This window comes from Herbidospora daliensis, from assembly GCF_001570585.1.
In the GTDB taxonomy this organism is placed as follows: Bacteria; Actinomycetota; Actinomycetes; order Streptosporangiales; family Streptosporangiaceae; genus Herbidospora; species Herbidospora daliensis.
The window spans coordinates 72,425-96,687 of record NZ_BBXF01000013.1; the positions used below are offsets into that span (position 1 = coordinate 72,425).

At 69.0% G+C, this 24,263-nt stretch carries 23 protein-coding genes; 12 read left to right on the forward strand and 11 right to left on the reverse strand.

Annotated features, from left to right (window positions below; all coding sequences use genetic code 11):
• Positions 1–5: 5 nt before the first annotated feature.
• Positions 6–1,181, forward strand: a complete 1,176-nt coding sequence (locus AW274_RS39900) for a hemerythrin domain-containing protein (RefSeq protein ID WP_198169592.1) — start codon at positions 6–8, stop codon at positions 1,179–1,181.
• Entirely contained in the window at positions 1,178–1,468 is a 291-nt protein-coding gene (locus AW274_RS37640) for a hypothetical protein (RefSeq protein ID WP_157520938.1), read from the forward strand. Before AW274_RS39900 ends, AW274_RS37640 begins: the two co-directional genes overlap by 4 nt.
• Here the strand turns inward: AW274_RS37640 and AW274_RS37645 are convergent.
• Positions 1,456–1,965 carry an SMI1/KNR4 family protein gene (locus AW274_RS37645; RefSeq protein ID WP_062443680.1) on the reverse strand — a complete coding sequence of 170 codons (510 nt, stop codon included), beginning with the start codon at positions 1,963–1,965 and terminating at the stop codon, positions 1,456–1,458. The two genes, AW274_RS37640 and AW274_RS37645, sit on opposite strands and share 13 nt — an antisense overlap.
• A gap of 19 nt (positions 1,966–1,984) precedes the next feature.
• On the opposite strand from AW274_RS37645, the gene AW274_RS37650 reads away from it, so the two are divergent.
• Positions 1,985–2,752, forward strand: a complete 768-nt coding sequence (locus AW274_RS37650) for an NUDIX domain-containing protein (RefSeq protein ID WP_232320687.1) — start codon at positions 1,985–1,987, stop codon at positions 2,750–2,752.
• 121 nt (positions 2,753–2,873) lie between these two features.
• On the opposite strand, the gene AW274_RS37655 is transcribed toward AW274_RS37650, so the two are convergent.
• Positions 2,874–3,257 carry a DUF4240 domain-containing protein gene (locus AW274_RS37655; protein ID WP_062443683.1) on the reverse strand — a complete coding sequence of 128 codons (384 nt, stop codon included), beginning with the start codon at positions 3,255–3,257 and terminating at the stop codon, positions 2,874–2,876.
• A 690-nt stretch (positions 3,258–3,947) separates the two neighbouring features.
• Here AW274_RS37655 and AW274_RS39905 point away from each other — a divergent pair.
• Both AW274_RS39905 and AW274_RS39910 read left to right on the forward strand, forming a co-directional pair.
• On the forward strand, positions 3,948–6,059 hold the full coding sequence (locus AW274_RS39905) for an NERD domain-containing protein (RefSeq protein ID WP_198169593.1): 2,112 nt from the start codon (positions 3,948–3,950) through the stop codon (positions 6,057–6,059).
• 809 nt (positions 6,060–6,868) lie between these two features.
• The gene (locus AW274_RS39910) at positions 6,869–7,324 is read left to right on the forward strand and encodes a tyrosine-type recombinase/integrase (RefSeq protein WP_083975481.1); all 456 of its coding nucleotides are present in this window, start codon (positions 6,869–6,871) and stop codon (positions 7,322–7,324) included.
• Between the two features lie 27 nt (positions 7,325–7,351).
• Here the strand turns inward: AW274_RS39910 and glnA are convergent, their stop codons facing one another.
• Positions 7,352–8,776, reverse strand: coding sequence for a type I glutamate--ammonia ligase (gene glnA / locus AW274_RS37670; RefSeq protein WP_061300799.1), 1,425 nt, complete (start codon positions 8,774–8,776; stop codon positions 7,352–7,354).
• A gap of 188 nt (positions 8,777–8,964) precedes the next feature.
• Here glnA and AW274_RS37675 point away from each other — a divergent pair, with 188 nt between their 5' ends.
• The gene (locus AW274_RS37675) at positions 8,965–9,417 is read left to right on the forward strand and encodes an RDD family protein (RefSeq protein ID WP_062443692.1); all 453 of its coding nucleotides are present in this window, start codon (positions 8,965–8,967) and stop codon (positions 9,415–9,417) included.
• 89 nt (positions 9,418–9,506) lie between these two features.
• On the opposite strand, the gene AW274_RS37680 is transcribed toward AW274_RS37675, so the two are convergent.
• Together AW274_RS37680 and AW274_RS40930 are read right to left on the reverse strand one after the other, a co-directional pair.
• Positions 9,507–10,283 (reverse strand): class I SAM-dependent methyltransferase, encoded by a 777-nt coding sequence (locus AW274_RS37680; RefSeq protein WP_062443696.1) that lies wholly within the window; start codon positions 10,281–10,283, stop codon positions 9,507–9,509.
• Positions 10,280–10,957 carry a DUF4191 domain-containing protein gene (locus tag AW274_RS40930; protein ID WP_062443699.1) on the reverse strand — a complete coding sequence of 226 codons (678 nt, stop codon included), beginning with the start codon at positions 10,955–10,957 and terminating at the stop codon, positions 10,280–10,282. The genes AW274_RS37680 and AW274_RS40930 overlap by 4 nt, the downstream gene beginning before the upstream one ends.
• A gap of 149 nt (positions 10,958–11,106) precedes the next feature.
• On the opposite strand from AW274_RS40930, the gene AW274_RS37690 reads away from it, so the two are divergent.
• From AW274_RS37690 to AW274_RS37715, 6 genes are all read left to right on the forward strand, one after another.
• Positions 11,107–12,111, forward strand: coding sequence for a LacI family DNA-binding transcriptional regulator (locus AW274_RS37690; protein WP_062443702.1), 1,005 nt, complete (start codon positions 11,107–11,109; stop codon positions 12,109–12,111).
• Complete coding sequence (locus AW274_RS37695) at positions 12,108–13,352, forward strand: extracellular solute-binding protein (protein ID WP_062443704.1); 1,245 nt, start codon at positions 12,108–12,110, stop codon at positions 13,350–13,352. Before AW274_RS37690 ends, AW274_RS37695 begins: the two co-directional genes overlap by 4 nt.
• 78 nt (positions 13,353–13,430) lie before the next feature.
• Positions 13,431–14,285, forward strand: coding sequence for a carbohydrate ABC transporter permease (locus AW274_RS37700; RefSeq protein ID WP_198169594.1), 855 nt, complete (start codon positions 13,431–13,433; stop codon positions 14,283–14,285).
• Positions 14,282–15,091: a carbohydrate ABC transporter permease gene (locus tag AW274_RS37705; protein ID WP_062443710.1), complete on the forward strand. Its 810-nt coding sequence runs from the start codon at positions 14,282–14,284 to the stop codon at positions 15,089–15,091. The genes AW274_RS37700 and AW274_RS37705 overlap by 4 nt, the downstream gene beginning before the upstream one ends.
• Positions 15,092–15,102: 11 nt before the next feature.
• Positions 15,103–16,590, forward strand: coding sequence for a glucoamylase family protein (locus tag AW274_RS37710; RefSeq protein WP_062443713.1), 1,488 nt, complete (start codon positions 15,103–15,105; stop codon positions 16,588–16,590).
• Complete coding sequence (locus tag AW274_RS37715) at positions 16,587–18,302, forward strand: GH39 family glycosyl hydrolase (protein ID WP_157520939.1); 1,716 nt, start codon at positions 16,587–16,589, stop codon at positions 18,300–18,302. Before AW274_RS37710 ends, AW274_RS37715 begins: the two co-directional genes overlap by 4 nt.
• A gap of 51 nt (positions 18,303–18,353) precedes the next feature.
• Here the strand turns inward: AW274_RS37715 and lipA are convergent, their stop codons facing one another.
• The 6 genes from lipA to AW274_RS37745 are packed head-to-tail and all read right to left on the reverse strand — an operon-like array spanning position 18,354 to position 23,837.
• Positions 18,354–19,283 carry a lipoyl synthase gene (gene lipA / locus AW274_RS37720; RefSeq protein WP_062443717.1) on the reverse strand — a complete coding sequence of 310 codons (930 nt, stop codon included), beginning with the start codon at positions 19,281–19,283 and terminating at the stop codon, positions 18,354–18,356.
• A 21-nt stretch (positions 19,284–19,304) separates the two neighbouring features.
• The gene (locus AW274_RS37725) at positions 19,305–20,273 is read right to left on the reverse strand and encodes a M48 family metallopeptidase (protein WP_062443720.1); all 969 of its coding nucleotides are present in this window, start codon (positions 20,271–20,273) and stop codon (positions 19,305–19,307) included.
• 48 nt (positions 20,274–20,321) lie between these two features.
• Entirely contained in the window at positions 20,322–20,891 is a 570-nt protein-coding gene (locus AW274_RS37730) for a GTP-binding protein (protein WP_062443723.1), read from the reverse strand.
• On the reverse strand, positions 20,872–21,231 hold the full coding sequence (locus tag AW274_RS37735) for a DUF742 domain-containing protein (protein ID WP_062443727.1): 360 nt from the start codon (positions 21,229–21,231) through the stop codon (positions 20,872–20,874). The genes AW274_RS37730 and AW274_RS37735 overlap by 20 nt, the downstream gene beginning before the upstream one ends.
• Positions 21,221–21,622, reverse strand: a complete 402-nt coding sequence (locus tag AW274_RS37740) for a roadblock/LC7 domain-containing protein (RefSeq protein ID WP_062339903.1) — start codon at positions 21,620–21,622, stop codon at positions 21,221–21,223. The genes AW274_RS37735 and AW274_RS37740 overlap by 11 nt, the downstream gene beginning before the upstream one ends.
• Complete coding sequence (locus AW274_RS37745) at positions 21,615–23,837, reverse strand: sensor histidine kinase (RefSeq protein WP_198169595.1); 2,223 nt, start codon at positions 23,835–23,837, stop codon at positions 21,615–21,617. Before AW274_RS37745 ends, AW274_RS37740 begins: the two co-directional genes overlap by 8 nt.
• Positions 23,838–24,263: the final 426 nt, after the last annotated feature.

Genomic DNA, 24,263 nt, shown 5'->3' on the forward strand with positions numbered 1-24,263 from the left:
ACGTGATGGCGGCCACGACCACCGAACCGCCCCAGGTCCTGCGTCCGGAGGGAAGCGTGTCGCGGGTCATCGCGGCCGATCCGGCGCACCTCTACGAATGGGTGGCCGACGTCACCCGTACACCCGAATGGAGCCCCGAGACCCGGCGGTGCGACTGGCTCGGCGACGAGCGCGGCGTGGGGGCGCGGTTCGAGGGCCTCAACGTGTACGGCTTATGGCGCTGGACCCGCGAGTGCGAGGTGGTCGCCGCCGACCCCGGCCGCGTGTTCGCCTTCCGCACCGTCCCGACCGGGAAGATCACCGACTCGACGATCTGGAGTTACCGCTTCGAGCCGGTCGACGGCGGCACCCGCGTCACCCACGGCTACGAGATGGTCCGGCGGCTGACACGCGGCCAGCAGCGCGCGGCGGCCCTGATGCTGCCTCGCCACCGCGACCGCCGGCCCGACATGGCCCGCTCGCTCGACCGCATGGCCGACCTGGCCGAAGGCCGCGCGAACGCCCGCCAGCCCTACCTGGGCCAGGCCTACACGGCCGAGGGGCCGATCCCGCTCGGCACCATGTACGTGATGCACCACGCCTTCCGGCGAGACCTGCGCGACCTGTCCCGTGCGGTGCCCGCCACCCCCCTCACCGACCACGAGTCCTGGGCCGCCCTGCACCGCCGCTGGACGGCCTTCGCCACCACCCTGCACCACCACCACACCATCGAGGACACCGCCATCTGGCCCCGCGTCCGGGCCCGCGCCGATGTGGCCGCGACCATGGCCGCGATGGAGGCCGAGCACGACCTGATCGACCCGCTGCTCGACAAGTGCGCCGAGGGCTTCCACGGCATGACCCTCATCCCCGACTCCCGCACCCGCGACAACCTGGCCGGCGACGTCGCCCGCTTCCGCGACCTGCTCGAAGAGCACCTCGCCCACGAGGAGACCGAGGCGCTGCCGCTCCTCCAGCGGCACCTGCCGCTCGCGGCCTGGCAGGACAGCGAGAAGGCCGCCCAGGCCGAGTTCAGGTTCGCCGACCTCGCCTTCACCCTGCCCTGGACGGCTCTGGAGGTCCCCCCGGCCGTGTTCCGCCAGGCCCTCGGCGACGGCGGGCCGATCCTCCGGCTGCTCCTGGCGCTGACCCGCGGCCGCTTCATGCGCGAGCACCGCGTCGCCTTCAGGTGGGCGTCGTGACGCGCCTGCTCGCCGCCGCCGCGATCACCCTCGGCGTGTTCGCCGCCCCGGCCGCCGCGGCCCCCTCGGGCTGCACCGGCCGCTACGAACACACGACCTACGTCGTCGCCTGCACGACGGGCGACGGCACGTACCGGGCCTGGATCACCTGCATGTCGGTCGGCGGCCCCGGCGGCATGGTCTGGCGCTCCACCGTCTACGGCCCCTGGACCGCCCCCGGCCCCGGCACGAGCTCGGCGGCGTCGTGCGGGGGCACGCCGCTCGGGGCCGGCACTCAGTTCGCCTGAGCGAGCACGTCGGCGTAGACGCCGACGAGGAGCTCGCGGAACGACCGGTAACGCACGGCTCCCGGGTACCAGGTGGCGAGGTCCCACGCCTCCCACTCGCCGTCGGGGGTGACGATCTCGGGGTTGAGCAGGATGACCTGCCCGTCGTCCCAATCGGAGACGTACAGCGTGGCGGGCAGGTAGCCGGGCCGGAAGTGCAGCGTGCAGTCCTGCTCCGGCCCGTAGGTGAAGTAGTCGTCGTCGGAGACGGGCGGCTCGTCCTCGCCCCAGCCCTCGGCGAGGCGGTGGTCGACGTCCCGCGTCCACCCGACCTCGGCGATCCGCCGCAGCGGCGGGCAGAGCGCGGTCTCCGGATCCCAGCCGTCGGCGGCCGTCAGGAACTCCCGGTAGCTCGGCGGCAGCCGCATCCCCAGCCGCTCCTCATGCGCCCGCACCACGTCTTCGCCCAAGCCGGGCCGGACGGAAGCGGCCGCGAGGAGATCGTCCCACATGGTCATGTGAGGGACCCTAGTGATCGTGACCGACATCTCCTGGGACCAGCTGGCGGGACTGGTGGACTGGCTCGACCGGTCGAGCCCCGACGGCCCGGAACGCCCGCTCCTGCGCGTAATGAAGATCACCGAAGAGGCGGGCGAAGCCGCCGAGGCGGTGATCGGCCTGCTGGGCCACAACCCCCGCAAAGGCCGCATCCACACCCGCCAGGACGTCGTCGACGAACTCTGCGACGTCGCCGTCACCGCGCTCATCGCCCTCGCCTCCTTCAGCGACGACCCCAGGCGCGACTACCAGGCCCACGTGGCCAAGGTCGCCGACCGGGCGGGGGTGACGGTCCGCCGGCGCCCGCCGAGGTTCCCCGTGTCGATCAAGGGCGTCGTCGTCCGCGACGACCGCGTCCTGCTGCTCCGCAACGAGCGGGACGAATGGGAACTCCCCGGCGGCCGGCTCGAACTGGGCGAGGATCCGATCGACTGCCTGGCCCGGGAGATCGGGGAGGAGACCGGCTGGGAGGCCGAGGTCGGCCCGATCCTCGACTCGTGGCAGTACCACGTCTTCCCGGGGGCCGACGTTCTGATCGTCACCTACGGCGTCACGGTGGCGACCGGAGGGGCGCCGGTCCTGAGCCACGAGCACCGGGAGATCGGCCTGTTCACCGAAGCGGAGGTCGGCGGCCTTCGCATGCCGGAGAACTACAAACGCTCGATCGCCACGTGGTTCGCGGTGAAAGACGAAAGGCCGCCGGGAGCACCGGCGGCCTTCGTGAACAGCGACGATCAGACGTCGTAATAGAGCCCCTAACGTTTTCGACGCTTCATGGCCTCGGACCGAACTGAATGGTCGTCAGTCGCTCGACCACAGCCAAGATCCGCTGGGCGCCACTCCTTCGATGTTGCGAGCCGTCCTTCGGCTAACGGACTGTCTGTTTCCTGAGCGCGGTAAGCCGCGCGAGCCTGGAGGTCTTCTCATCCGGGCCGTCGTAGTCCCATGGCTTGTCCTCGGGCGATCCGTCGGAGGTGCGGCGAAGACCCAACGCTTCCAAAGCCTTGTCGAGCCCACCATCTTTGACCGTGACGCGGTCATAAGCGCTGAGCGCTACATAGTTCAGAAGTTCCCGCTCAGGCCATCGGTCGACGGCCCAATTCGATCGCGGTTGAACGGCAACGAGGCCCACTTCGGGAATCTCGGCGAGGTAGGCAGGATCGGTGGCCGCGCACCCGAATGCATCGCCGCCCAGGCCCACCAACCAGGACTGGAAGTACCAGAAGCCGTCGTCGGAGCACCAGCCCTGCATGATTTCTACGCCGCCCCCACTCAGCCGACTGGCGGCCGGACCCAATGGTGCACGTTCGCGTCAGCGGGAGCGGGCGGTGAACACCGCCGCCCTGGTCTTCGATAAGAGCGGCGAACGTTTGCGGCTCATCTACCGTCTGTACGTATGCCGGGGCCACAAGGGCGAGCCAAGACCTTCGGCTGGATTACAGCGTCCTGATTCTCACCGCCCATCTCCAGTTGGGCGGCCCGATCATGTGGTCTGGGACGACCTCAGCCAGCACTTAGCGCCCGGCATCAACACATTCGCCGCCGAGCACGTCGACTGGCTCACTGTTGTCCAGTACCCACCTATGATCCCGACCTCGATCCTATCGACGGTATCTGGTCCCTACTTCGACGCGGGGGATCTTGGCCAACCTCGCCGCTGCTGACATGTCCCATTCTGAAGAAGATCTAGTACCGGCCGCACCTGTTCGACGGATGTCTCATCGATACCGGCCTGACACTCGCAACCGAAGTTGACATAACGAATTAAGATCAGGAAAAGCTGTCAACATAACGACGAAACTCGAATTGGGCAATAGGCTGTCCCGAAGAGTGGGCAAGATCAATACGGTACGCAGGCCGGGGAGTCGGAGATGGCGACATCGAGCATTGCCGACCATAGCCATACATGTGGGACGGTGTATGTACAAATCGGGTGTGCGCCATGACGCGCGTCTGGAGGCGGCCACCTTGGGCTAAACCAGAGGACAAGCCGCCAACTGCTGACGGCTTTGCGGCGGAGGCGCCGAATCGGGCAACGGTGCAGTGGGTTGACGGGGCGGTGGTGTACGGGTCGTTGACCATGATTAGCGAAGTTCAGGGTGACGTCAGCATTTCTGACGGCCAGCGGCCGCTGTATTATCTGAGCACACCAACGCCGAGCAAATCCATTGCGGTTCAAGAAGCGCGACTGCAACCCAGCAAATTATTGCATCCGCGGTATGAGGTGGTCGACTTCGTCGGCCGCACGACGGAACTTCTCCGATTGGAAGACTGGCGGGACTCGGCGAGGGCGGCGGCGGTGATGCTCATGCATGGACCGAGCGGTCAGGGGAAATCCCGGCTTGCAGCGCATTTTACGCGAGCCAGTGAGCGGGCGGGTTGGCAGGTGCTCCACGCTCGGCATGGGGACGAGGTGATAGCGCCGCCGTTCGAAGGCAGGCTAACCCCACAACCACATTCCGCGCCGGATCGGGATGGGCTGCTTGTCGTGGCCGACTACGCGGAACGTTGGCCAACCAGGGATCTGGTAAGGATGGTGCTCGACAGCGCCCGACAGAGGCGGCGGACCCGCGTTCTGCTTCTGTCCCGCCCAGCCGGAGTCTGGTGGCGGACCGTCGCCTACAACATCAGCGCTTCCGATGTCTCTTCTGAAGACCTCATGCTGTCCCCGTTGCTCAATCAATCCATTGATCGCCGCGAGGTATTTGCCTTGGCCCGCGATCGTTTCGCCGAAGCCCTCGACGTGCCGAATACGAGGCAGATTTCGGCCCCGTCAACTCTGGACCTTCCGGAGTTCGACCATGTACTCGCGGTGCACATGGCAGCTCTGGCTGCGGTGGACGCCTGGCAACGCGGCGAACATGCGCCCGACGACCCTGGCAGAATCTCGGCCTACCTACTCGACCGGGAAATGGCGTACTGGCATGCGCTGCATTCTAACGGTGCCGACTCGCTGCACTCCGAGCCTCGAACCATGAGGCGTGTGGTGTTCGTCGCCGCACTCACTCGCGCGCTGCCCCATGACCAAGGCATCAGAGCCATCGATGTCACCGCCATAGCCAGCACTCCAGAAGGAGCCAATCGTGTCCTAACTGATCACAGCACATGTTATCCACCCTCCGACCCGTCCATGGTGTTGGAACCGCTCCATCCGAATCGACTGAGTGAAGATTTCCTTGGCTTGACAATCCCCGGGCATTCCCATGGAGCAGTACACGCCCCCGATTCTTGGGCGATTGAAGCGATAGGCGGTCTGCTGACCAGCCGGCCTCCTGCGCCGATCTGGACCCGGTCGGCCATGACCGTCCTGATCGAGACTGCCGCACGCTGGCCCCACGTCGCATCCAAGTGCCTAGCACCTCTCTTGGGCACACACCCAGAATTGGCGGCGCACATTGTCGGATCCGCCGCTGCGCGCCTCGCCGAACTGACTGATATCGATCATGACGTGCTCAGCGGCGTCGCCTCTCACCTCCGCAAGAAGCGAAAAGCCGACTTAGACTCTGAAATCGCGATCGACGCCCTCGGTGACCGACTCCGGGGCGATGGCGGCCAGACAACTGCGCCTGCTCCTTCCAAGGCGCAACAGCGAACGAGCCGGCGACTGAAACGTCTGTCGAGAAGCGGCTTCCGCATGATGAACAGCTGGCGCATTCCAGGCACTGACGATCGCGTCGATCATCTGGTGATCGGACCGACAGGGGTGTTCCTCGTCCTGTCCATGAGCTGGGATCGACGTCTCGCCGTGCGAACCCAGTCACGAAGCGGCTTGACTCACGGCCCATTCAGTCAGAGACCCCAGCTTGACGAGGCGAGGCGGCTCGCGCGCGAGACTGGCCGACTTGTCAACGAGAAATTAGGTTTCGATGTCCCCATACGGCCATCATTGGCTATTTACGGCCCGGTAATCCCGTGGAACGTGTTGGAGATTGACAATGTGGATGTCTACCAGGCGAACAGGATTGCTCGGTATCTATCAAAACGAAGCGTGAGCCTGGGCGCCAAAGAAATCGATCAGATCCACCGGGCGGTGCGAAATACATTGCTGCCGTGATCTCTTGAAGGACTTATTGAGAATTTCGGTCCTTACTGAATCTGGGTGTATCGATTATCTGAGGGAAATGCCGACCCGCGACGACACTCTGTACTGAGCACAACCTCAATGGCGGGGTGAACATCGCGCTTTGCTCATGTACCTAGCCTTGAATGCATTCTGTCGGGTAGTTGATGAGGGTTGACCTGCGAGGTTCGATCGGTGTGAGCGGTACGCGCGCAAGGCGGCGGCTTCACCACCAAAGGAACAGCATCGCGAGGCAGTACGGCTGCGGACAGCCGGATGTTTCAGCGGGGGACACCCACGCGGCGGTGGCCCGCACGCTGCGCGTCAACAAGACGGTCGAACGACGGCGGCGTGGCTGGCGGGAAGGCGGCACGCGGGTGCTGGCCTCCCAAAGCCCGCCCTCCCTGCCTAAACTGAGTCCTGCGCAGTTCACGCCGCTGGAGACCGAACTGGAACACGGCACTCTGGTACACGGGTTCGCGGACCAGCAGTGGACCATGATGCGGACAAAAAGCTCATCGGGTGGATGTTTCACATCGGCTACCCGGTGTCGGGTGTCGTCTGGCTGCTGTTGCGACGTAACGGCTGGTCAGTCCAGCGCCCGGCGTGGCGGTCGAGCGAGACGAGGCCGCGGTCGGGCTGTGGATTACCGACCACTTGCTGCCCCGCATGAAGACGTTCGCGGCCGAGCACGCCGACCGAGACGCCTGAGCGCTATCGGGCGGCTGTCCTGCTTAGGGCGTTCGTCGGTCTTCAACGGCCGAAGTCTGCGGCCTGTGCGTGGCTGACATCGACTTCTTGCAGTGCATCGTCCATCCCGCCGTGCAGTACCCCGCAGAGGCGCTCAAGACCGAGGCGTCCCTTACGTCGGTGCCTATTCCCGGGTCGCTCGCGCTCGTCCTCTCGGCGTACGTGAAGGCCGCCCGCAGCGGCGAAACGCTTCTGACGGACGACAACGCGCGCAGGTCGGCCTTTGGAAACTTGAACGCGCAATACGAAAAGCCCGCAGCAAGGTACAGGACCTTCCTACGGGCTTCCGATTCCACGACTTAAGGCACTACCTCGCATTGCTCCTGATCGCCTCAGGCGCTGACGTCAAGGTCGTCCAGGCCCGGCTACGGCACGCCAGCGCCAAGACCACGCTCGACACCTACGGGCACCTGTGGCCGGACTCCGACGAGTCGACCCGCGCCGCGATCGACGCAGTGTTCACCGCTCGGGCGGAACTGAGGCAGAACCAGCACGGCACCGCGCGATGACCATGCAGGTCACCGCGCGGCCACCGGCTACACGTCGTAGTAGAGCTCGAACTCGTGCGGGTGCGGGCGGAGCCGGATCGGGTCGATCTCGTTCTCGCGCTTGTACGCGATCCACGTCTCGATCAGGTCAGGCGTGAACACGCCGCCCTCGAGCAGGTAGTCATGGTCGGCCTCAAGAGCGTCGAGGACCTCGGGAAGCGACCCCGGCACCTGCGGAACCGAACGCGCCTCCTCCGGGGGAAGCTCGTAGAGGTCCTTGTCGACCGGCTCCGGCGGCTCGATCTTGTTGCGGATGCCGTCGATGCCGGCCATCAGCATGGCCGCGAACGCGAAGTAGGGGTTGCACGACGGGTCGGGCACCCGGAACTCGATGCGCTTGGCCTTCGGGTTCGATCCCGTGATCGGGATGCGCACGCAGGCGGAACGGTTGCGCTGCGAGTAGACCAGGTTGACCGGCGCCTCGTAGCCCGGGACCAGGCGGTGGTAGCTGTTCACCGTCGGGTTCGTGAAGGCCAGCAGCGACGGGGCGTGCTTGAGCAGGCCGCCGATGTAGTAGCGGGCGATGTCCGACAGGCCCGCGTAGCCGACCTCGTCGTAGAACAGCGGCTCGCCGTCCTTCCACAACGACTGGTGGCAGTGCATGCCGGAGCCGTTGTCGCCGAAGATGGGCTTCGGCATGAAGGTGACCGTGTGGCCGAACTCCAGGGCCGTGCTCTTGATGATGTACTTGTAGAGCATCAGCTTGTCGGCGGTCTTGAGCAGCGTGCCGAACCGGAAGTCGATCTCGGCCTGGCCGGCGGTGCCGACCTCGTGGTGCTGCATCTCGGTCTCGATGCCCGAGTCGATCAGCCGGCGCACCATCTCCGACCGCAGGTCGGTGAAGTGGTCCATCGGCGGGACCGGGAAGTAGCCGCCCTTGTAGCGCGGCTTGTAGCCCAGGTTGCCGCCCTCGGTCGCGGTGCCGGTGTTCCAGGCGCCCTCGATCGAGTCGATGTAGTAGAACGACGAGTGCTGGTTGGTCTGGAAGCGCACGTCGTCGAAGATGTAGAACTCGGCCTCGGGGCCGAAGTAGACCGTGTCGGCGATGCCGGTGCCCTTGAGGTATTCCTCGGCCTTGCGGGCGACGTTGCGCGGGTCGCGGCTGTAGGCCTCGCCGGTCAGCGGGTCGTGCACGAAGAAGTTGATGTTGAGGGTCTTGTGCTGGCGGAACGGGTCGATCACGGCCGTGCTCGGGTCGGGCAGCAGCAGCATGTCCGACTCGTGGATGGCCTGGAATCCTCGGATGGACGACCCGTCGAACATGAGGCCGTCGGAGAAGACGTTCGGGCCGAAGTTCTCGACGGGGAAAGTGAAGTGGTGAGTCGTCCCCGGCAGGTCGGTGAACCTGACGTCAACGAACTGCACGCCTTCGTCCCGGATGTACGACAGGACGTCGTCGGCGGAGTTAAACACTCTCGAACCTCCCAGGGGCACTGGCTTAGCAGACTGAAAGTAGGACTGTGCCGTTTCCGTCCCATGTCTCGTTTGTTTCACACGTGTTAATGGGAAGCACGCTGTCGAAACCTGACCGCAGGGTGTAACTACCGGCGTCGGCGCAGGTCATCGTTACGACCGAATAGGGCGGCCATTACGCTGGAACCATGAGCAAAGAGCCCCGCTGGACGCAGACCTGGTTGAGCGGCACGCCCGCTGTTCAAGACTATCCGGGACAGCGGCTCGGCCTGCCTGAGCAGGGTAAAGGTTCGATTGCCCGATTCGTCAGGCGCCTGGGCGCGCTGCTCATCGACTGGCTCATCTGCGCGTGGGCGATCAGCCAGGGGCTGCTCCGGCTGACCGGAACCGACGCCGCGCTCGTCACGATCGGCATTCTCGCGCTCGAATACATTCTGCTGGTCGGCACGATGGGCATGACCTTCGGCATGCGCCTGGTCAACATCAGGGTCGCCACCCTCGACGGCGGCCAGCCGTCGCCGAAGTCCGTTCTGATCCGGACCGTCCTGCTCATCCTGGCGGTCCCGGCGCTGATCTTCGACAAGGACCAGCGCGGTCTGCACGACCGCTTCGCCGGCACCGTCGTGCTCCGCGACAAATAAGACTTCTTCAGTTACGGCTCCGCCCACCCCGGCCCCGGCCGCCGCTCACGGCCGGGCGCCGCAGCCGGCGCCGACCGGCCGCGCGTCGCTCAGGGGGAGACGACCCGGAAGATCACGGTCCCCGGGAAGTGCCGCCCCCGCAACGGACTCCACCCACCCCACACCCGGTCGTGCCCATCGGGCCACGAGGGTTCGATCAGCTCGTCGAGCCGCAGCCCGGCCCCGGTGATCGCGGCGACCCAGTCGCCCATCGTGCGGTGGTGCTCCACGTAGGTGACCTCGCCCGCGTCGTCGCGCTCCAGGTAGGGCGTGCGGTCGAAGTAGGACCGGTCGCTCGTCAGCCCCCGGGGCCCCGGATCGTCGGGGAACGCCCAGCGGATCGGGTGGGACACCGAGAAGACGAACTGCCCGCCCGGCTTGAGCACCCGGGCCACCTCGCCCAGCGCCCGGGTGGCGTCGGCGACGAACGGCAGCCCTCCGAAGGCCGAGCAGGCCAGGTCGAAGGTGCCGGCCAGGAACGGGATCCTCTCGGCGTCGGCCTGCACGACCGGCAGGGCCGTACCGAGATCGAGATCGATGCGGCGGGAGTGTTGCAACTGCCGGTGCGAGACGTCGAACGCCGCCACCGACGCGCCCTGCGCGGCGAGGTAGCGCCCGCACTGACCGGCGCCGCAGCCGACCTCCAGGACCGAGAGCCCCCGGACGTCGCCGAGCAGCCGGGCCGACGCCTCGTCGAGCCCCTCGGGGCACCAGACGAACCCGTCGTCACGCAGGAACGCGCCGTGTTCGGCCTGGTAGTCGTCGGCCGCGGAGTCCCAGTAGCCCCGGTTGGCCCGCGCGGAGGTGAGACCGTCGGGGGTCGTCACCGGGGACGGACGCCCTTCGGCAGGCGGGCGCCCTTGGGCAGCGGGCCCTTCGGCATCGGGATCGACGGGGTCAGCGCGCGCATGCGGTTGTTGACCTCGGAGACGGCCGGCTTCTTCAGGTTGCGCGGCAGCTTCATCAGGTGGCGCTGGAGCTTGGCCAGCGGAACCTGGCCCTCGCCGTCGCCGCACTGCACGTCGTAGACCGGCACGTCGATGGCGACCCGCTGGACCCGCTTCTTCTCGGCGACCAGCATCTTCTGGACGCGGGTGCCCGGCCCCTCGGAGACGAGGATCACGCCGGGGTAGCCGACGAGGCGGAAGACGAGGTCCTGCTCGCGGTTGACCGCGACCGGCTTCTCCTCGACCATCCAGTTGCCGCGCATGCCCTGGAGGATCGCGTAGACCGCGCCGGGCTGACCGTCGAGCAGGGAATATTGCGCGCGCTGCGCGAACCGGCCGAACAGCAGCATGCCGGCCAGCAGCGCGACCGGGATGCCGAGCACCAGCACGTACCAGAACGCGCCGGTCAGCAGGCCGATCACGACCGCGAGCGCGATGACGGCCACGACCGTCGCGTAGACGATCGGCATCCCCTTGGGATTGGCCTTTTTGATGATCTGCGCGACCATCCGGAGTTGCTTGATGCGGCCTGGGTTCGCCGAGTCCTTCGCCATGCCCTGAAGGATACAAATCCCGGGCTCCAATCGTGAAAACGAGACCTGGACCCCGCACAGCCGTAGTTATGAAACCGTGACAGAACTCGGTGTGATCCCCCTTCGCACGGGCAGTGGAAGCGCTTACAGCCCAGAGCGAAGGATGACGGGTGCCTGATTCGACGATCTACGAAGTCGCGCGGCTGGCCGGGGTGTCGATCGCCACGGTCTCCCGCACGCTGCGCGGCACCGGCCCGGTGTCGGCCGCCACCCGCGAGAAGGTGCTGCGCGCGGTCGAGGAGCTGCGGTTCACGCCGAGCCGCCTGGGGGTGTCGCTGGCCGAGGGCCGCCACGCCGCCAACGGGATCGTCTTCCCCGACCTGTCCGGCCCCTACTTCGGCGAGGTCCTCCTCGGCTACGAGGAGGTCGCCGCCGAGCTCGGCCGGTCGGTGCTGATCCTGTCGACCCGCGACCGGGCCGGGGTGCCCGAGACGGTCAAGGACCTGGCCACCCGGGTCGACGGGCTCGTCGTCTTCGGCCAGACCCTGCCCGACGCGCTGCTCACCGAGCTGATCGACTCGGGGCTGCCGATGGTCATGCTGGCCCGCGAGGCCCACCCCGGCACCGAGGCGGTGCGGAGCGAGAACGCCGACGCCGCCGAGGCGCTGACCGTCCACCTGATCGCCCACGGGCACCGCGCGTTCGCGCTGGCCGGCGGCCACGACGAGGGCGACGTCAGCGAGAGGTGGACGGCCGTCGCCCGCACCCTCGGTGAGCACGGGATCACCGCGCCCCGGCCGGTGGAGTGCCCGTACACGGTCGAGGGCGGCCACGAAGCCGGGCTGGAGCTGCTCAAGGCCCGCCCCGACGTGGTCATGTGCGCCGACGACCAGGTCGCCCTCGGCGTGATCCTGGCCGCCGAGGAGCTCGGGCTCAGCGTGCCCGGCGACGTCGCCGTCACCGGCTGGGACGACATCATGGCCGCCCGTCACGCGCGGCCCGCCCTCACCACCGTGCGCCAGCCCCTGCGGGAGCTCGGCGCCGCCGCCGCCCGCCTCCTGGACGAGCTGATCGCCGGGGCGGAGCCGACGGCCACCACCCGCGTTCTCGCCACCGACCTCGTCATCCGGGCGAGTTGTGGCGCCCATCAAGTGCACCCCCCGGAGGAACAGTGAAGAAGACGTACGCCATAGGACTGCTCGCCGTCGCCCTCGCCGCCACCGCCTGCGGCCGCGACTCCAGCGGGGCCGCCGAGGAGGCGCAAGCTGTCGACACCGCCAAGGCCAGCGGCACGGTGACCGTCTGGGCGATGGGCACCGAGGGGGAGAAGCTCGACGCCTTCGCGCAGAAGTTCGAGCAGGCCAACCCCGGCGTCACCGTGAACGTCACGGCCCTGGGCTGGGACGTCGCCCACGACAAGATCACCGCCGCCATCGCCGGGGACGCCACCCCCGACGTCTCGATGATCGGCAACACCTGGCTGAGCGAGATGGTCAAGACCGGCGCGATCGAGCCGACCCCGGCCGACCTGGTCGACCAGAACGCCTTCTTCCCCAGCGCGTGGGCCACCGGCGTCGTCGACGGCGCCGCCTACGGCATCCCCTGGTACGTCGAGACCCGCGCCTTCTACTACCGCACCGACATCGTCAAGGACGCCAAGGCCCCCGCCACCTGGGAGGAGGTCACCGGCTTCGTCAAACAGCTCAAGGACGAGGGCGCCGAGCTGGGCGTCGAGCAGAACTTCCGCACCGGCTCCTGGCAGGAGATCGCCCCGCTGCTCTACCAGGCCGGCGGCGACTTCCAGGCCGACGGCACGTGGACGCTCGACACCCCGCAGATGGTCCAGGCCCTCGAACACTGGGGGTCGTTCTTCAAGGACGGCCTGGCCGTGACCAACCAGCCGACCGGCGCGTTCCCGCAGACGTTCGTCTCGGGCCGGGTCGGCGCCTTCTACTCCGGCCCCTGGATGATCACCTCGATGGAGCAGGAGGGCGGCGAGTCGTTCAAGGACAAGTTCGCCGTCGCGCCCTACCCCAAGGGCCCCTCGGGCGGCACCAGCCTCGTCGGCGGCAGCAACATGGTCGTCTTCAAGGACAAGCCGAACCGCGCCGCCGCCTGGAAGTTCCTCACCTGGCTGACCGACCCGAAGGTGCAGGCCGAGTGGTACACCACCGCGTCGTCGCTGCCCAGCGTCCAGGCCGCCTGGCAGGAGCCCGCGCTGACCGCCGACGAGCGGGTGCAGGTCTTCGGCGCGCAGCTGAAGGACGCCAGGCCCGCCCCGGCCGTGCCCACCTGGGAGCAGGTCGCCCGGGTGATGGAGGTCGAGCTGGAGAAGTACGCCCTCGGCAAGCAGGACTCCGCCGCGACCGCCAAGCGCATGCAGGAGCAGGCCGACCAGATCGGCACCGGGGCCTGAGCCATGGCGACCACCCTGGAAAGACCCCCGGTTCTGGGGAAGGCGCCGGTCGCGCCGCGAGGGCCCAGGAGCTCCTGGGTGGCCTGGATCTTCGTGCTGCCCTTCCTCGTGGTGTTCGTCGTGTTCTGGGCCGGTCCGCTGCTGGCCGGTCTCGGCATGAGCTTCACCGACATGCGCAGCACCGACGTCCGCGACCCGCTCGCCGTCGACGTCGTCGGCGTGGAGAACTACCTGCGCCTGTTCAACGACGAGCTGATGCGCAAGGCGGCGCTCAACACGCTGATCTTCGTGGTGACCGCGCTGCCGCTGACGATCGCGCTCGGCCTGGCCGCCGCCGTCGCGCTCAACTCCGGCATCGCCCGGCTGCCCGCCGCGTTCTTCCGGCTGGGCTACTACACCCCGTACATCACCAGCATCATCGGCATCGCCGTGGCCTGGCGCTTCCTGCTCGACCCGGACGCCGGGCCGGTCAACCAGTTCCTCGGCTGGATCGGGATCGACGGCCCGGCCTGGTTGTCCGACGAGCGCACCGCCCTGCCGGTGATCATCGTGATGACGGCCTGGCGGAGCTTCGGGTTCGACATGGTCGTGCTGCTGGCGGCCCTCCAGGGCATCCCGAAGGAGCTCTACGAGGCCGCCGACATCGACGGCGCCGGGCGCTGGCAGCGGTTCCGGTCGGTGACCGTGCCGATGCTGAAGCCCGCGCTGCTGTTCTGCACGGTCTACTCCTCCATCGGGTTCGCCCAGTTCATGGAGGAGCCCCTGGTCATGACCAGGGGCGGCCCGGCCGGGGCGACCACCTCGGCGTCGCTGGCCATCTACAACCAGTTCGGCGCGGGCGCCTACGGCTACGCGGGCGCCGCCGCCACCGTCCTGTTCACCGTGATCGTCGCCCTGGCGGTCTTCCAGTTCCGGATCGGGAGGCGCTCGTGAAACGCCGCGCGTCCACCTACGTCCTGCTCGCCGCCGGCCTGCTCGTGGTGGTCTTCCCGTTCCTGTGGACGTTGCTCGCGTCGTTCAAGCCCGAGGGCGAGATCAGGCGCAACCCGCCGACGCTGCTGCCCGCCGAGTGGACGACGAGCAACTACTCGGGCCTGTTCGAGCGGATGAACATGGGCACCGCGTTCCTCAACAGCGCGGTCATCGCGATCGCCCTGGTGGTCGCGAACCTGCTGTTCTGCTCGATGGTCGGCTACGCCTTCGCCAAGTTGCGGTTCCGGTTCAGGAACACCCTGTTCGGCCTGGTGATGGTGCAGATGATGGTGCCGGCGATCGTCGTGATGGTGCCGCAGTTCGTGCTGATCGCCAAGCTCGGGCTGGTCAACACCTTCCTCGGGATCGTGCTGCCGTTCGTGGTGGCGCCGCTGGGGATCTTCATGATGCGCCAGTTCATCGCCGACATCCCCGACGAGCTCATCCAGGCCGCCCGCGTCGACGGGGCCAGGGAGTTCCGCATCTTCTTCTCGATCGTGCTGCCGCTGTGCCGGCCCGCCCTCGCGACCCTGGGCCTGATCACGTTCATGACCTCGTGGAACAACTTCCTCTGGCCCGCCGTGGTGGCCCAGAGCGAGGACATGTACACCCTGCCCGTCGCGCTGGCCATCTTCAGCAACGCCCAGGCGACCCAGTACGGCCTGCTCATCGCCGGCGCCGTCGTCGTGGTCGCCCCGATCCTCCTGCTGTTCCTGTTCCTGCAGCGCTACTTCGTGCAGGGCATCGCCTCGACCGGACTCAAGTAAGGAACGCGCGCATGCACCTGGCGTTGGCCGTACTGCTGGCCGTCACCCCCGCCGCTCCGGCGGAGAACACCCTGAAGACCTATGCCAAGGACACCTGGAAATCGATGGCGGCCATGGTCGACCCCGCGACGGGGCTGCCGGCCGACAAGATCGAGGGCACCCTCGACCCGGCCACGCGGGCGAAGGTGACCTCCCCGACCAACATCGCGACCTACCTGTGGAGCACGGTCGCGGCCCGCGACACCGGGATCATCTCCGCGCGCGACGCGGAGCGGCGGGTGCGGCAGGTGCTCCAGAACGTCCAGAAGCTCGAACGCCACGAGCCCACCGGCCAGTTCTTCAACTGGTACGACCCCCACACGCTGGCCCTGGTGACGACCTGGCCCGACAGCGGCGACCCGGTCGCGGCGTTCGCCTCCAGCGTCGACAACGGCTGGCTCGGGGCGGCGTTACTCATGATCCGCTCGGCCGTGCCGTCGGTCGCGCGCGACGCCGACCGGCTGGTGCGCAGCATGGACTTCTCCGCCTACTACGACCCGCAGGGCGCCGCCGCCCAGGGCACCGGGCTGCTGCGCGGCGGGTTCTGGCCGGTCAAGCCCGAGGGCTGCTCGGTCGAGTCGGACTACAACGGCTCCGGGACGACCGTCCACTCCACCTGCCACCACTACGGCGCGATGACCGAGACCCGGATCACGTCGTATGTGGGCATCGCGCTGAACCAGATCCCGAAGGCGCACTACTTCGGCATGCTGCGCACCCACCCCAATGACGACTGCGACTTCGGCTGGGCCGAGCAGCGGGCCGAGGGCTCGTGGCAGACCTTCGAGGGCGTGCGCGTCTTCGAGGGCACCTACGGATACAAGGGCATGCGGCTGGTGCCGACCTGGGGCGGCAGCATGTTCGAGGCGCTGATGGTGCCGCAGCTCGTCCCCGAGGACGTCTGGGGCGCCAAGTCGTGGGGCCGCAACCACCCGGTCTACGTGAAGGCCCAGAAGGTCCACGGCCTCGACGACGCCAAGTACGGCTACTGGGGCTTCTCCCCGTCGAACAACCCGGCCGGCGGCTACCGCGAGTACGGCGTCGACGCGCTCGGCATGGACACCGACGGCTACACCTCCGACCAGGAGCGCACCTCGGTCGACTACGGCTACGGCGACTGCCGCCCGGCCAAGCCCGAGCCTGCCGCCTACGGCGACGGCGTGGTGACCCCGCACGCCTCCTTCCTGGCCCTGCGCTACGCCGAGAAGGACGCGCTCACCAACCTCGCCAAGATCAAGAAGGACTTCGACGCCTACGGCCCCGGCGGCTTCTACGACGCGGTGGCCGTCAAGAGCAAGACCGTCGCCAAGCAGTACCTCGCCCTCGACCAGGGCATGATCATGATCGCGCTCGGCAACCGGCTGACCAGGGACAAACTGCGGGGTTACTTCGCCTCCCGCGACGTCGAGAGGGCGCTCAAGCCGGTGTTGTCGCAGGAGAGCTGGGAGGTCCGTTCGTGAAGGCCCGTCGTGACTGGCAGGCGCGCATCCACCGCCCGTCGGGGGAGGTGAGCCCGGCTCCGGCCGCGGACCTGCCCCCGCCGGGGGGCCTGCGCGCCACCCCCGGCCGCGGCTGCGTCACCCTGACGTGGGAGCCGGTCCCGGGAGCGACCGGCTACACCGTCGAGCGCTCGCCGTTCCGCGAGGGCCCCTACGGGGTGACGAGCCAGCCCGACGTCGACGTCGCCGCGGTGCCGTCGTGCCGCTACGTCGACACGGGCCAGGACCCGAGCTGGTACCGGGTGTCGGCGGTCGGCGGCCCGGCCGGGTCGCCCGTGCACGGGTCGCCCGGCGGGCCGGGCGTGGCCAAGGTCGGCGTCCCCGGGACGGTGACCCGGGAGCTGCCCCGGCCGTGGCGGTTCATGATCGGGTCGGAGCACCTGTCGTACCTGTTCGAGGAGAAGGAGCTCGTCGAGGCCCTCCGGCTGGCCCACACGGAGCTGGGCGTGGCGACCGTCAGGGCCCACGCGATCCTGGACGAGGTCGGCATCCTCGACGACGGCTACGACTTCTCCCGGGTCGACCAGATCTACGACACCCTGATGGAGATCGGCATGCGCCCGATCGTGGAGTTGTCGTTCATGCCCGAGAAGCTCGCCGCCGACCCGTCGAAGACGGTCTTCGGCTACGAGGCGATCATCAGCCCGCCGAACGACTGGGACGCCTGGGGCGACCTGGTCCGCGCCTTCACCCAGCACTGCGCCGACCGGTACGGCGTCCGGGAACTGGTCGACAACTGGGCCTTCGAGGTCTGGAACGAACCGAACCTGGAGGTCTTCTGGTCCGGCACCCCCGACGACTACTTCCGCCTCTACGAGATCAGCGCCGCCGCCGTGAAGGACGTCCACCCCTCGCTCCGCGTGGGCGGCCCGTCGTCGGCGGCCAACGGGTGGGTCGAGGAGCTGATCGCGCGCGGCCTGCCGGTCGACTTCGTCTCCACCCACACCTACGGCAACGCGCCCTTGGACTGGCGCCCCGCCCTGGAGCGCCACGGCCTTTCCGGAACCCCGATCTGGTGGACGGAGTGGGGCCCGACCCCGACCCACTTCCACGGCATCGGCGACGGCCCCTTCGGCGCGTCCTTCCTGCTGCACGGCATGAAGTCGGCGGCCGGCCGGGTCGAGTCGCTGTCCCACTGGGTGGCCTCCGACCACTTCGAGGAACTCGGCCGCCCGCCCAGGCTGTTCCACGGCGGCTTCGGCCTGCTGAGCGTCGGCAACCTGCGCAAACCGAGATGGTGGGCGCTGGACCTGGCCAACCGCCTGGGCGACGACGAACTGGCCGCCAAGGTCGAGGGAGACGCCGGGGGAGTGGAGGTCTGGGCCGCCCGCCGCCCCGACGGCACGGTCGGCATCCTGCTCTGGAACGGCACCCTCAACCAGGCGAAGGCCGACGGCGACCCCGACCTGTCCCGCACGATCACCCTGACTGTCGACGACCTGGCCGACGGCGACCACACGGTCACCCACCACCGCATCGACGAGAGGCACTCCAACATCCGCGCCCACTGGCACGGGCGGACCGACTGGCCGACCGGCGAGGAGTGGGAGACGCTGCGGGCGGCCAACGTCCTGGAGGAGCTCACGCCTCCGGTGACGACGAGCGGCTCGACCATCAGGGTGGCCTTCGACCTCCCGATGCCGGGCGTCTCCTACCTGGAGATCACCCCGTAGCACGCGAAACGGCCGGGGGATGATCCCCCGGCCGTTCCGGTGTGGCTGGTCTCAGGCGCGGGCGCGCTGTTCGATCGCCTGCTGGTAGAGCTTGCCGGCCCGGTAGGACGAGCGGACCAGCGGCCCCGACAGGACCCCGGCGAAGCCGATCGCCTCGGCCTCGGCCTGGAGCTCGACGAACTCCTCGGGCTTGACCCACCGCTCCACCGGGTGGTGGCGGGGGGTGGGGCGCAGGTACTGGGTGATGGTGAGCAGGTCGGTGCCCGCCTCGTGGAGGTCGCGCATCGCCTGGACGACCTCCTCCCGCTCCTCGCCCATGCCCAGGATCAGGTTGGACTTGGTGACCATGCCGGCCTCGCGGGCCATCGTGATCACGCCGAGGGAGCGCTCGTAGCGGAAGGCGGGGCGGATGCGCTTGAAGATCCGCGGCACCGTCTCGATGTTGTGGGCGAACACCTCGGGCTTGGCGGAGAAGACCTCGGCCAGCTGGTCGGCGTTGCCGTTGAAGTCGGGCACCAGCAGCTCGACGCCGCAGCCGGGCAGCAGCGTGTGGATCTGCCGGGCGGTCTCGGCGTAGAGCCAGGCGCCGCCGTCGGGCAGGTCGTCGCGGGCCACGCCGGTCACGGTCGCGTAGCGCAGGCCCATCTGCTGGACCGACTCGGCGACGCGGCGGGGCTCGTCGCGGTCGTACTCGGCGGGCTTGCCGGTGTCGATCTGGCAGAAGTCACAACGCCGGGTGCACTGGTCGCCGCCGATCAGGAAGGTCGCCTCGCGGTCTTCCCAGCATTCGTAGATGTTCGGGCAACCCGCCTCTTCGCACACCGTGTGCAGGCCCTCGCGGCGGACGAGGGATTTCAGCTCGGTGTATTCAGGGCCCGTCTTCAGCCGGGTCTTGATCCACGACGGCTTGCGTTCGATCGGGGTCTGGCTGTTGCGCACCTCCAGGCGGAGGAGCTTACGGCCGTCAGGGGCAACACTCACCTTGACAGCTTATGCCCTCCCTCAGGACAGCAGGCCAAGGCCCCTGACCGCCCGCTCGTAGTGCGCCCGCAGCTCCTGATCGACGTGTTCCGACTCGGTCAGCACGGCCACGGGAGGGCCGGGGTCGCCGGAGGTCATCTCGCGCACCGCCGCCCGGTCGAGGGCGGCCCGGCGGATGGCGGTCACGTCCTCGCCGCGCAGCGCGGCGGCCTGCATCGGGGCCAGGTAGCTCCGGGAGGTGATCACTTCGGCGAGCTCGGCGATGGCGTCCGGCCCGGCGACGGCCGCCGCCGTCGCGGCGATCCCGGCCTCCGCGCGGGCCGTGCTCGCCCGGGTCAATCGGTTCAGCACGACCTCCGCCAGCACCGCCGGCCATCCGACGATCCAGCCCAGCATCCGGCCGAACCAGCCGGCCGTCTCGTAGGCCGTCTTGGGTGCCCACGCCCCCAGCGTCATGGCCATCTCCAGGTGGGCCCGCTGCCGCACCTCATTGGGGCCGAGCCCGAACAGGGCCACCCTGACCTCGGCCAGCGTCGCCTTCGCCCCGCCCACGACCACCCCGTCGTCGAGCCGGTCCTGCGCGCACGCCGTGGCCAGCAGGGCCACCCGCAACGATGGGGACAGGGCCAGCCAGACGGGCAGGCCGATCGTCAGCACCGGCCGCCGCCGCAGGCCGACCCGCGCGTAGGTCGCGCCCAGGCCCAGGTCGTGGACCGCCACCAGCGGCCGGGGCACCCCGGCTTCGGCCGCCACGCGCGCGGCCAGGCCGTACAGGACCGGAGCCGTTTCCTCGGGCAGGACCTCGGCGTCCGGCGCGACCCTCCCCAGACGGGGCCGGAGCATGATCCCGACCGCGATCAGGAAGACGCCGAGCAGCCAGGCGGGCAGGAAGCCGGGCGCGGCGGCGATCAGCGCGACGCCGATCGCCACGAACGCGAGGGTGAACAGGTGCACCACGAGGGCCACCACGACGGCCGGCACGCGAAACATGTCAGCATTGTGCAAACGGGGCGGGCGGCCTGTCATTCGCAATACGCGTCAGGCTCCGACCCGCGACGCCTCCCGTGCGTGGCGCACCAGGGTTAGCAGCACCTCCTTGACCGACTCCTTCTCCCGCGCGTCGCACGGCACCATCGGCACGTGGCCGGGCACCGCCAGCGCCCTCCGGATCACGTCGGGGTTGTGGCGGCGGGCCCCGTCGAAGAGGTTGACCGCGACCATGTACGGGATCCGGCGCTGCTCGAAGAAGTCGACCGCCGGGAAGGCGTCGCCGAGGCGGCGGGTGTCGGCCAGCACGACCGCGCCCAGCGCGCCGATGGCCAGTTCGTCCCACATGAACCAGAACCGGTCCTGCCCGGGGGTGCCGAACAGGTAGATCCACAGGCCCTCGCGGAGGGTGATCCGGCCGAAGTCGAGGGCGACCGTGGTCGTCGTCTTCGCCTCCACGCCGCTGGTGTCGTCGATCCGCGCGCCCCGGTCGCTGAGCAGTTCCTCGGTGGACAGCGGCTGGATCTCGCTGACCGCCGACACCATGGTCGTCTTGCCCACGCCGAACCCGCCCGCGATCAGGATCTTGATCGCCAGAGTGTCAGAGCGCGCGTAGTCCATCTAGCACTTCCCGGTAGATCCGCTCGTTCAGGACTCCGGCCGTCGCCGCCGGAGGTTCGATCGACACCAGACCCTCGTGCCGCAGGTCGCCGAGCAGCACGCGGGTGATGTTCAGGGGCAGCCGCAACCGGGTGCCGATGTCGGCCACCGTGACGGGCCGGGTGGCGAGCCGGAGCGCGGCGAGGTGCTCGGGGGAGAGGCCGGCCTGGTCGTACGGCATGCCGATCGTGGTCACCACGGCGATCACATCGAAGGCCTCGCCCACCGGGCGGGCGCGTCCGCCGGTGACGGCGAACATCCGGACCAGGGGCCCTGGCTCCGGGTCCTCGTCAGCGGCCATGTACCGCCCTTGGCCGCGAGCTCAGGTGCTCCCCGACCCGCTTCACGAGCATGGTGAGCTCGTAGGTGACCACGCCCAGATCGGAGTCGGGGCTGGTCATGACGGCCAGCCGCGCGCCGTCTCCGGCGGCGGTGACGAACAGGAACGCCCCGTCGAGTTCGATGATCGTCTGGCGGACGTTGCCGACCCCGAACCGCCGTCCCGCGCCCTGCGCGAGGCTGTGGCTCCCGGCCGCGATGGCGGCCAGGTGCTCGGTGTCCTCCCTGCTCAGCTCCTGGGACCCGCCCATCGCCAGCCCGTCGGCCGAGAGCACCACCGCGTGCCGCACCCCCGGTACCCGCCGGATGAGGTCGTCGAGCAACCAGTCGAGTTCCCTGGCGAGATCAGCCATCGGTCCTGTCCTTCCCTATCCCCGTTTCGCGCCGGCCGCGTTCCCAGCCGCGCTGCATGGACGTCATCAGCCCGGCCCGCCGTTCGGCGGAGGCCGCGTCGGAGCCGGTCTGCTGTGGTGCCTGAGCCTGTGGCCGCTGGGGGGCCTCGCCCCGCAGCGGGGCCGCCAGATGGGTCTGCGGGACCCGCTGCGGCAGTCCCTCCATGTCGAGGTCGTCCGGTACGGCCGGCGCCGAGGGCGGCGGTGGCGGCGGCAGCGGCGTACGCCGGACCGGGGGCGCCTGCGCGGGCGCCGGGGCCGAGGGGAAGTAGGCGGCCCGCCGGTCCTCGGGCGCCGCCAGCAGGGCCGGCGGGATCATCACGATCGCGGTCACGCCCTCGTACGGCGACTTGCGCAGCAGCACCCGCACGCCGTGCCGGGCGGCCAGCCGGGCCACCACGAACAGGCCGAGCCGCTCGCTGTCGGCCAGGTCGAACTCCGGCGGTTCGGCGATGCGCCGGTTCAGCGCCTCCAGCTTGGTGTGGTCGAGGCCGAGGCCGCGGTCCTCGATCTCCAGGGCGTAGCCGTTGGCGGCGATCTCACCGCGCACGAAGACGCGGGTGCCGGGCGGGGAGAACACGGTCGCGTTCTCGATCAGCTCGGCGACCAGGTGCATCAGGTCGTTGACGGCCGAGCCCTGCACGGTCGGCGCCTGCTGCATCTCCTGGAGCACGACGCGCGTGTAGTCCTCGACCTCGGTGACGGCGCCCCGTACCAGATCGAAGATCGGGACCGGCTCCCGCCACCGGCGGGACGGCGCCGCGCCCGAGAGGATGATCAGGTTCTCGGCGTGGCGGCGCATGCGGGTCGAGAGGTGGTCGAGCCGGAACAGGTCCTCCAGCGTCGTCGGGTCGTCGACGCGGTGCTCCATGACCTCCAGCAGCGACAACTGCCGGTGCAGCAGCGACTGGTTGCGTCGGGCCAGGTTGAGGAACACCTGGCCGACGCTGCGCCGCAGCTCGGCCTGCCCGACCGAGGCCCGCACGGCCTCGCCGAGCACGTGGTTGAACGCCCCCGAAACGTTCCTGACCTCGACCGTCTGGCCTTCGGCGACGCGCGGGGTCTCCTTGACCGGGTCGACCGACTCGCCCGCGCGCAGCCGCCGGACCAGGTCGGGCAGCCGCGAGCGGGCCACGTCGGTGGCGGTCGTCTCCAGGTCGCCCAGCTCGCGCACGAGACGGCGGCCGAACCGGACCGAGATCAGCACCGACACGATCAGGATGATCAGGCCGGCCCCGGTGATGAACGCCGTCCGCCACAGGATCGTGCTGACCCGCTCCCCGGCCGCGCCGAGCGCCCGGTCCATCGCGGTCCTCCGCAGGCCGTCGACCTCGGCGGTGACCGTGGCGCCGTCCTTGAGCCACTGCTGCAGGCCGTAGGGGAGCTCGCCGTCGGTCGGCACGAAGGCGGCGATGCGGTTCTCGCCCTCGGTCAGCGCGCTGTAGACGGGCTTGACGAGGAGCCGGTCGAGCCCGGCCCGCACGTCGGGGTCGAGCGCCGCCGCCTCGTTGCGCAGCAGGAACCGGCGGCTGACGAGCAGCTCGACGAAGGCGGCGTGCATCGAGGGGGCCAGGTTCTCGTCGGCGATGGCGTAGCCGATGAGACTCTGTTCCCGGGCCAGCAGGTCGAGCCCGAAGTCGAGCGAGTTCAGCGACCGGATCTGCGAGTACTGCTCGGGGGTGAGGCCGCCGTCCTTGGCCAGGGTCGAGGAGAAGGTGTAGATCTCGTCGACGAGGTCGCTGTAGACGCCGACCGTGGTCACCGCCGTGGAGACCCCTCCGTCGACGGACCCCCGCACGGCCGCGAGCCCGTCGAGCCGGGCCAGCAGCAGCCGGGTCGTGCCCGGCAGGGTGGCCGGGTCCTGCCGCGCGGTCGCCGCGCGGAAGTCGGCCACCGCCCGGTCGGTGAGGGCGCGGCGCTCCGACAGGTACTCGCGCGCGCTCACGCGGGCGTCACGGAGCGCGGCGACGCTGAACCGGCGTTCCTGCCGCAGGGCCTCGCGCAGCGCCTCCACGGGGCCCAGGTAGGCCGTGTAACGTTCCCCGGACCGTAACAGGCCGGTGGCTTCGGCCACCGAGGTCACGGCGACGTAGGCCCAGACGGTGGTCAGGGCCAGCAGGGGAACGACGAGCAGGGAGAACGCCTTAGACCTGATCGTGTCACGATTGAAACCCATGGCTCTCGTCTCGTTCAGAGCGACGTTCAGCGCCCCCGAACGCGTGCGGAGGCGCCCCATGGCACCGCCCATGTGGGAGCAAGATAGTTACTTTCCGGCGTGATGTAAACAAAGGGAAACGCGACAACCAATGGGACGGCCGCGTTCGCCGATATCAATGGCGGTTCGCGATACCCGCGTTGATTTCCGTGAGCGAAGAGTGTGGCGTCGGTGTAACGGATCCCGTTCTGAAGAGATGGACTCTGAGTGAGGGTCGCCTGGGCACACCTGACGGCGTCGCCGACCGCCTTCAGACCCGGCCGCCTGATCGTGACGGTCTCGACCCTGGTATCGGCGTCGACCCGCCGGCTGCCCAGGTTGAGCAGCGCGGCTGACGGGGCTGCCGCACCGGCAGCGGGCACGCCGCGCCCGTCTCCTGCCGGCTGA

Coding starts and splice junctions, on each gene's coding strand:
- AW274_RS39900 (WP_198169592.1), top strand. CDS start 6: ATGGCGGCCACGACCACCGAACCGCCCCAGGTCCTGCGTCCGGAGGGA.
- AW274_RS37645 (WP_062443680.1), bottom strand. CDS start 1,965: ATGACCATGTGGGACGATCTCCTCGCGGCCGCTTCCGTCCGGCCCGGC.
- AW274_RS37655 (WP_062443683.1), bottom strand. CDS start 3,257: ATGCAGGGCTGGTGCTCCGACGACGGCTTCTGGTACTTCCAGTCCTGG.
- AW274_RS39905 (WP_198169593.1), top strand. CDS start 3,948: ATGACGCGCGTCTGGAGGCGGCCACCTTGGGCTAAACCAGAGGACAAG.
- AW274_RS37675 (WP_062443692.1), top strand. CDS start 8,965: ATGAGCAAAGAGCCCCGCTGGACGCAGACCTGGTTGAGCGGCACGCCC.
- AW274_RS40930 (WP_062443699.1), bottom strand. CDS start 10,957: ATGGCGAAGGACTCGGCGAACCCAGGCCGCATCAAGCAACTCCGGATG.
- AW274_RS37710 (WP_062443713.1), top strand. CDS start 15,103: ATGCACCTGGCGTTGGCCGTACTGCTGGCCGTCACCCCCGCCGCTCCG.
- AW274_RS37725 (WP_062443720.1), bottom strand. CDS start 20,273: ATGTTTCGCGTGCCGGCCGTCGTGGTGGCCCTCGTGGTGCACCTGTTC.
- AW274_RS37730 (WP_062443723.1), bottom strand. CDS start 20,891: ATGGACTACGCGCGCTCTGACACTCTGGCGATCAAGATCCTGATCGCG.
- AW274_RS37735 (WP_062443727.1), bottom strand. CDS start 21,231: ATGGCCGCTGACGAGGACCCGGAGCCAGGGCCCCTGGTCCGGATGTTC.
- AW274_RS37740 (WP_062339903.1), bottom strand. CDS start 21,622: ATGGCTGATCTCGCCAGGGAACTCGACTGGTTGCTCGACGACCTCATC.
- AW274_RS37745 (WP_198169595.1), bottom strand. CDS start 23,837: ATGGGTTTCAATCGTGACACGATCAGGTCTAAGGCGTTCTCCCTGCTC.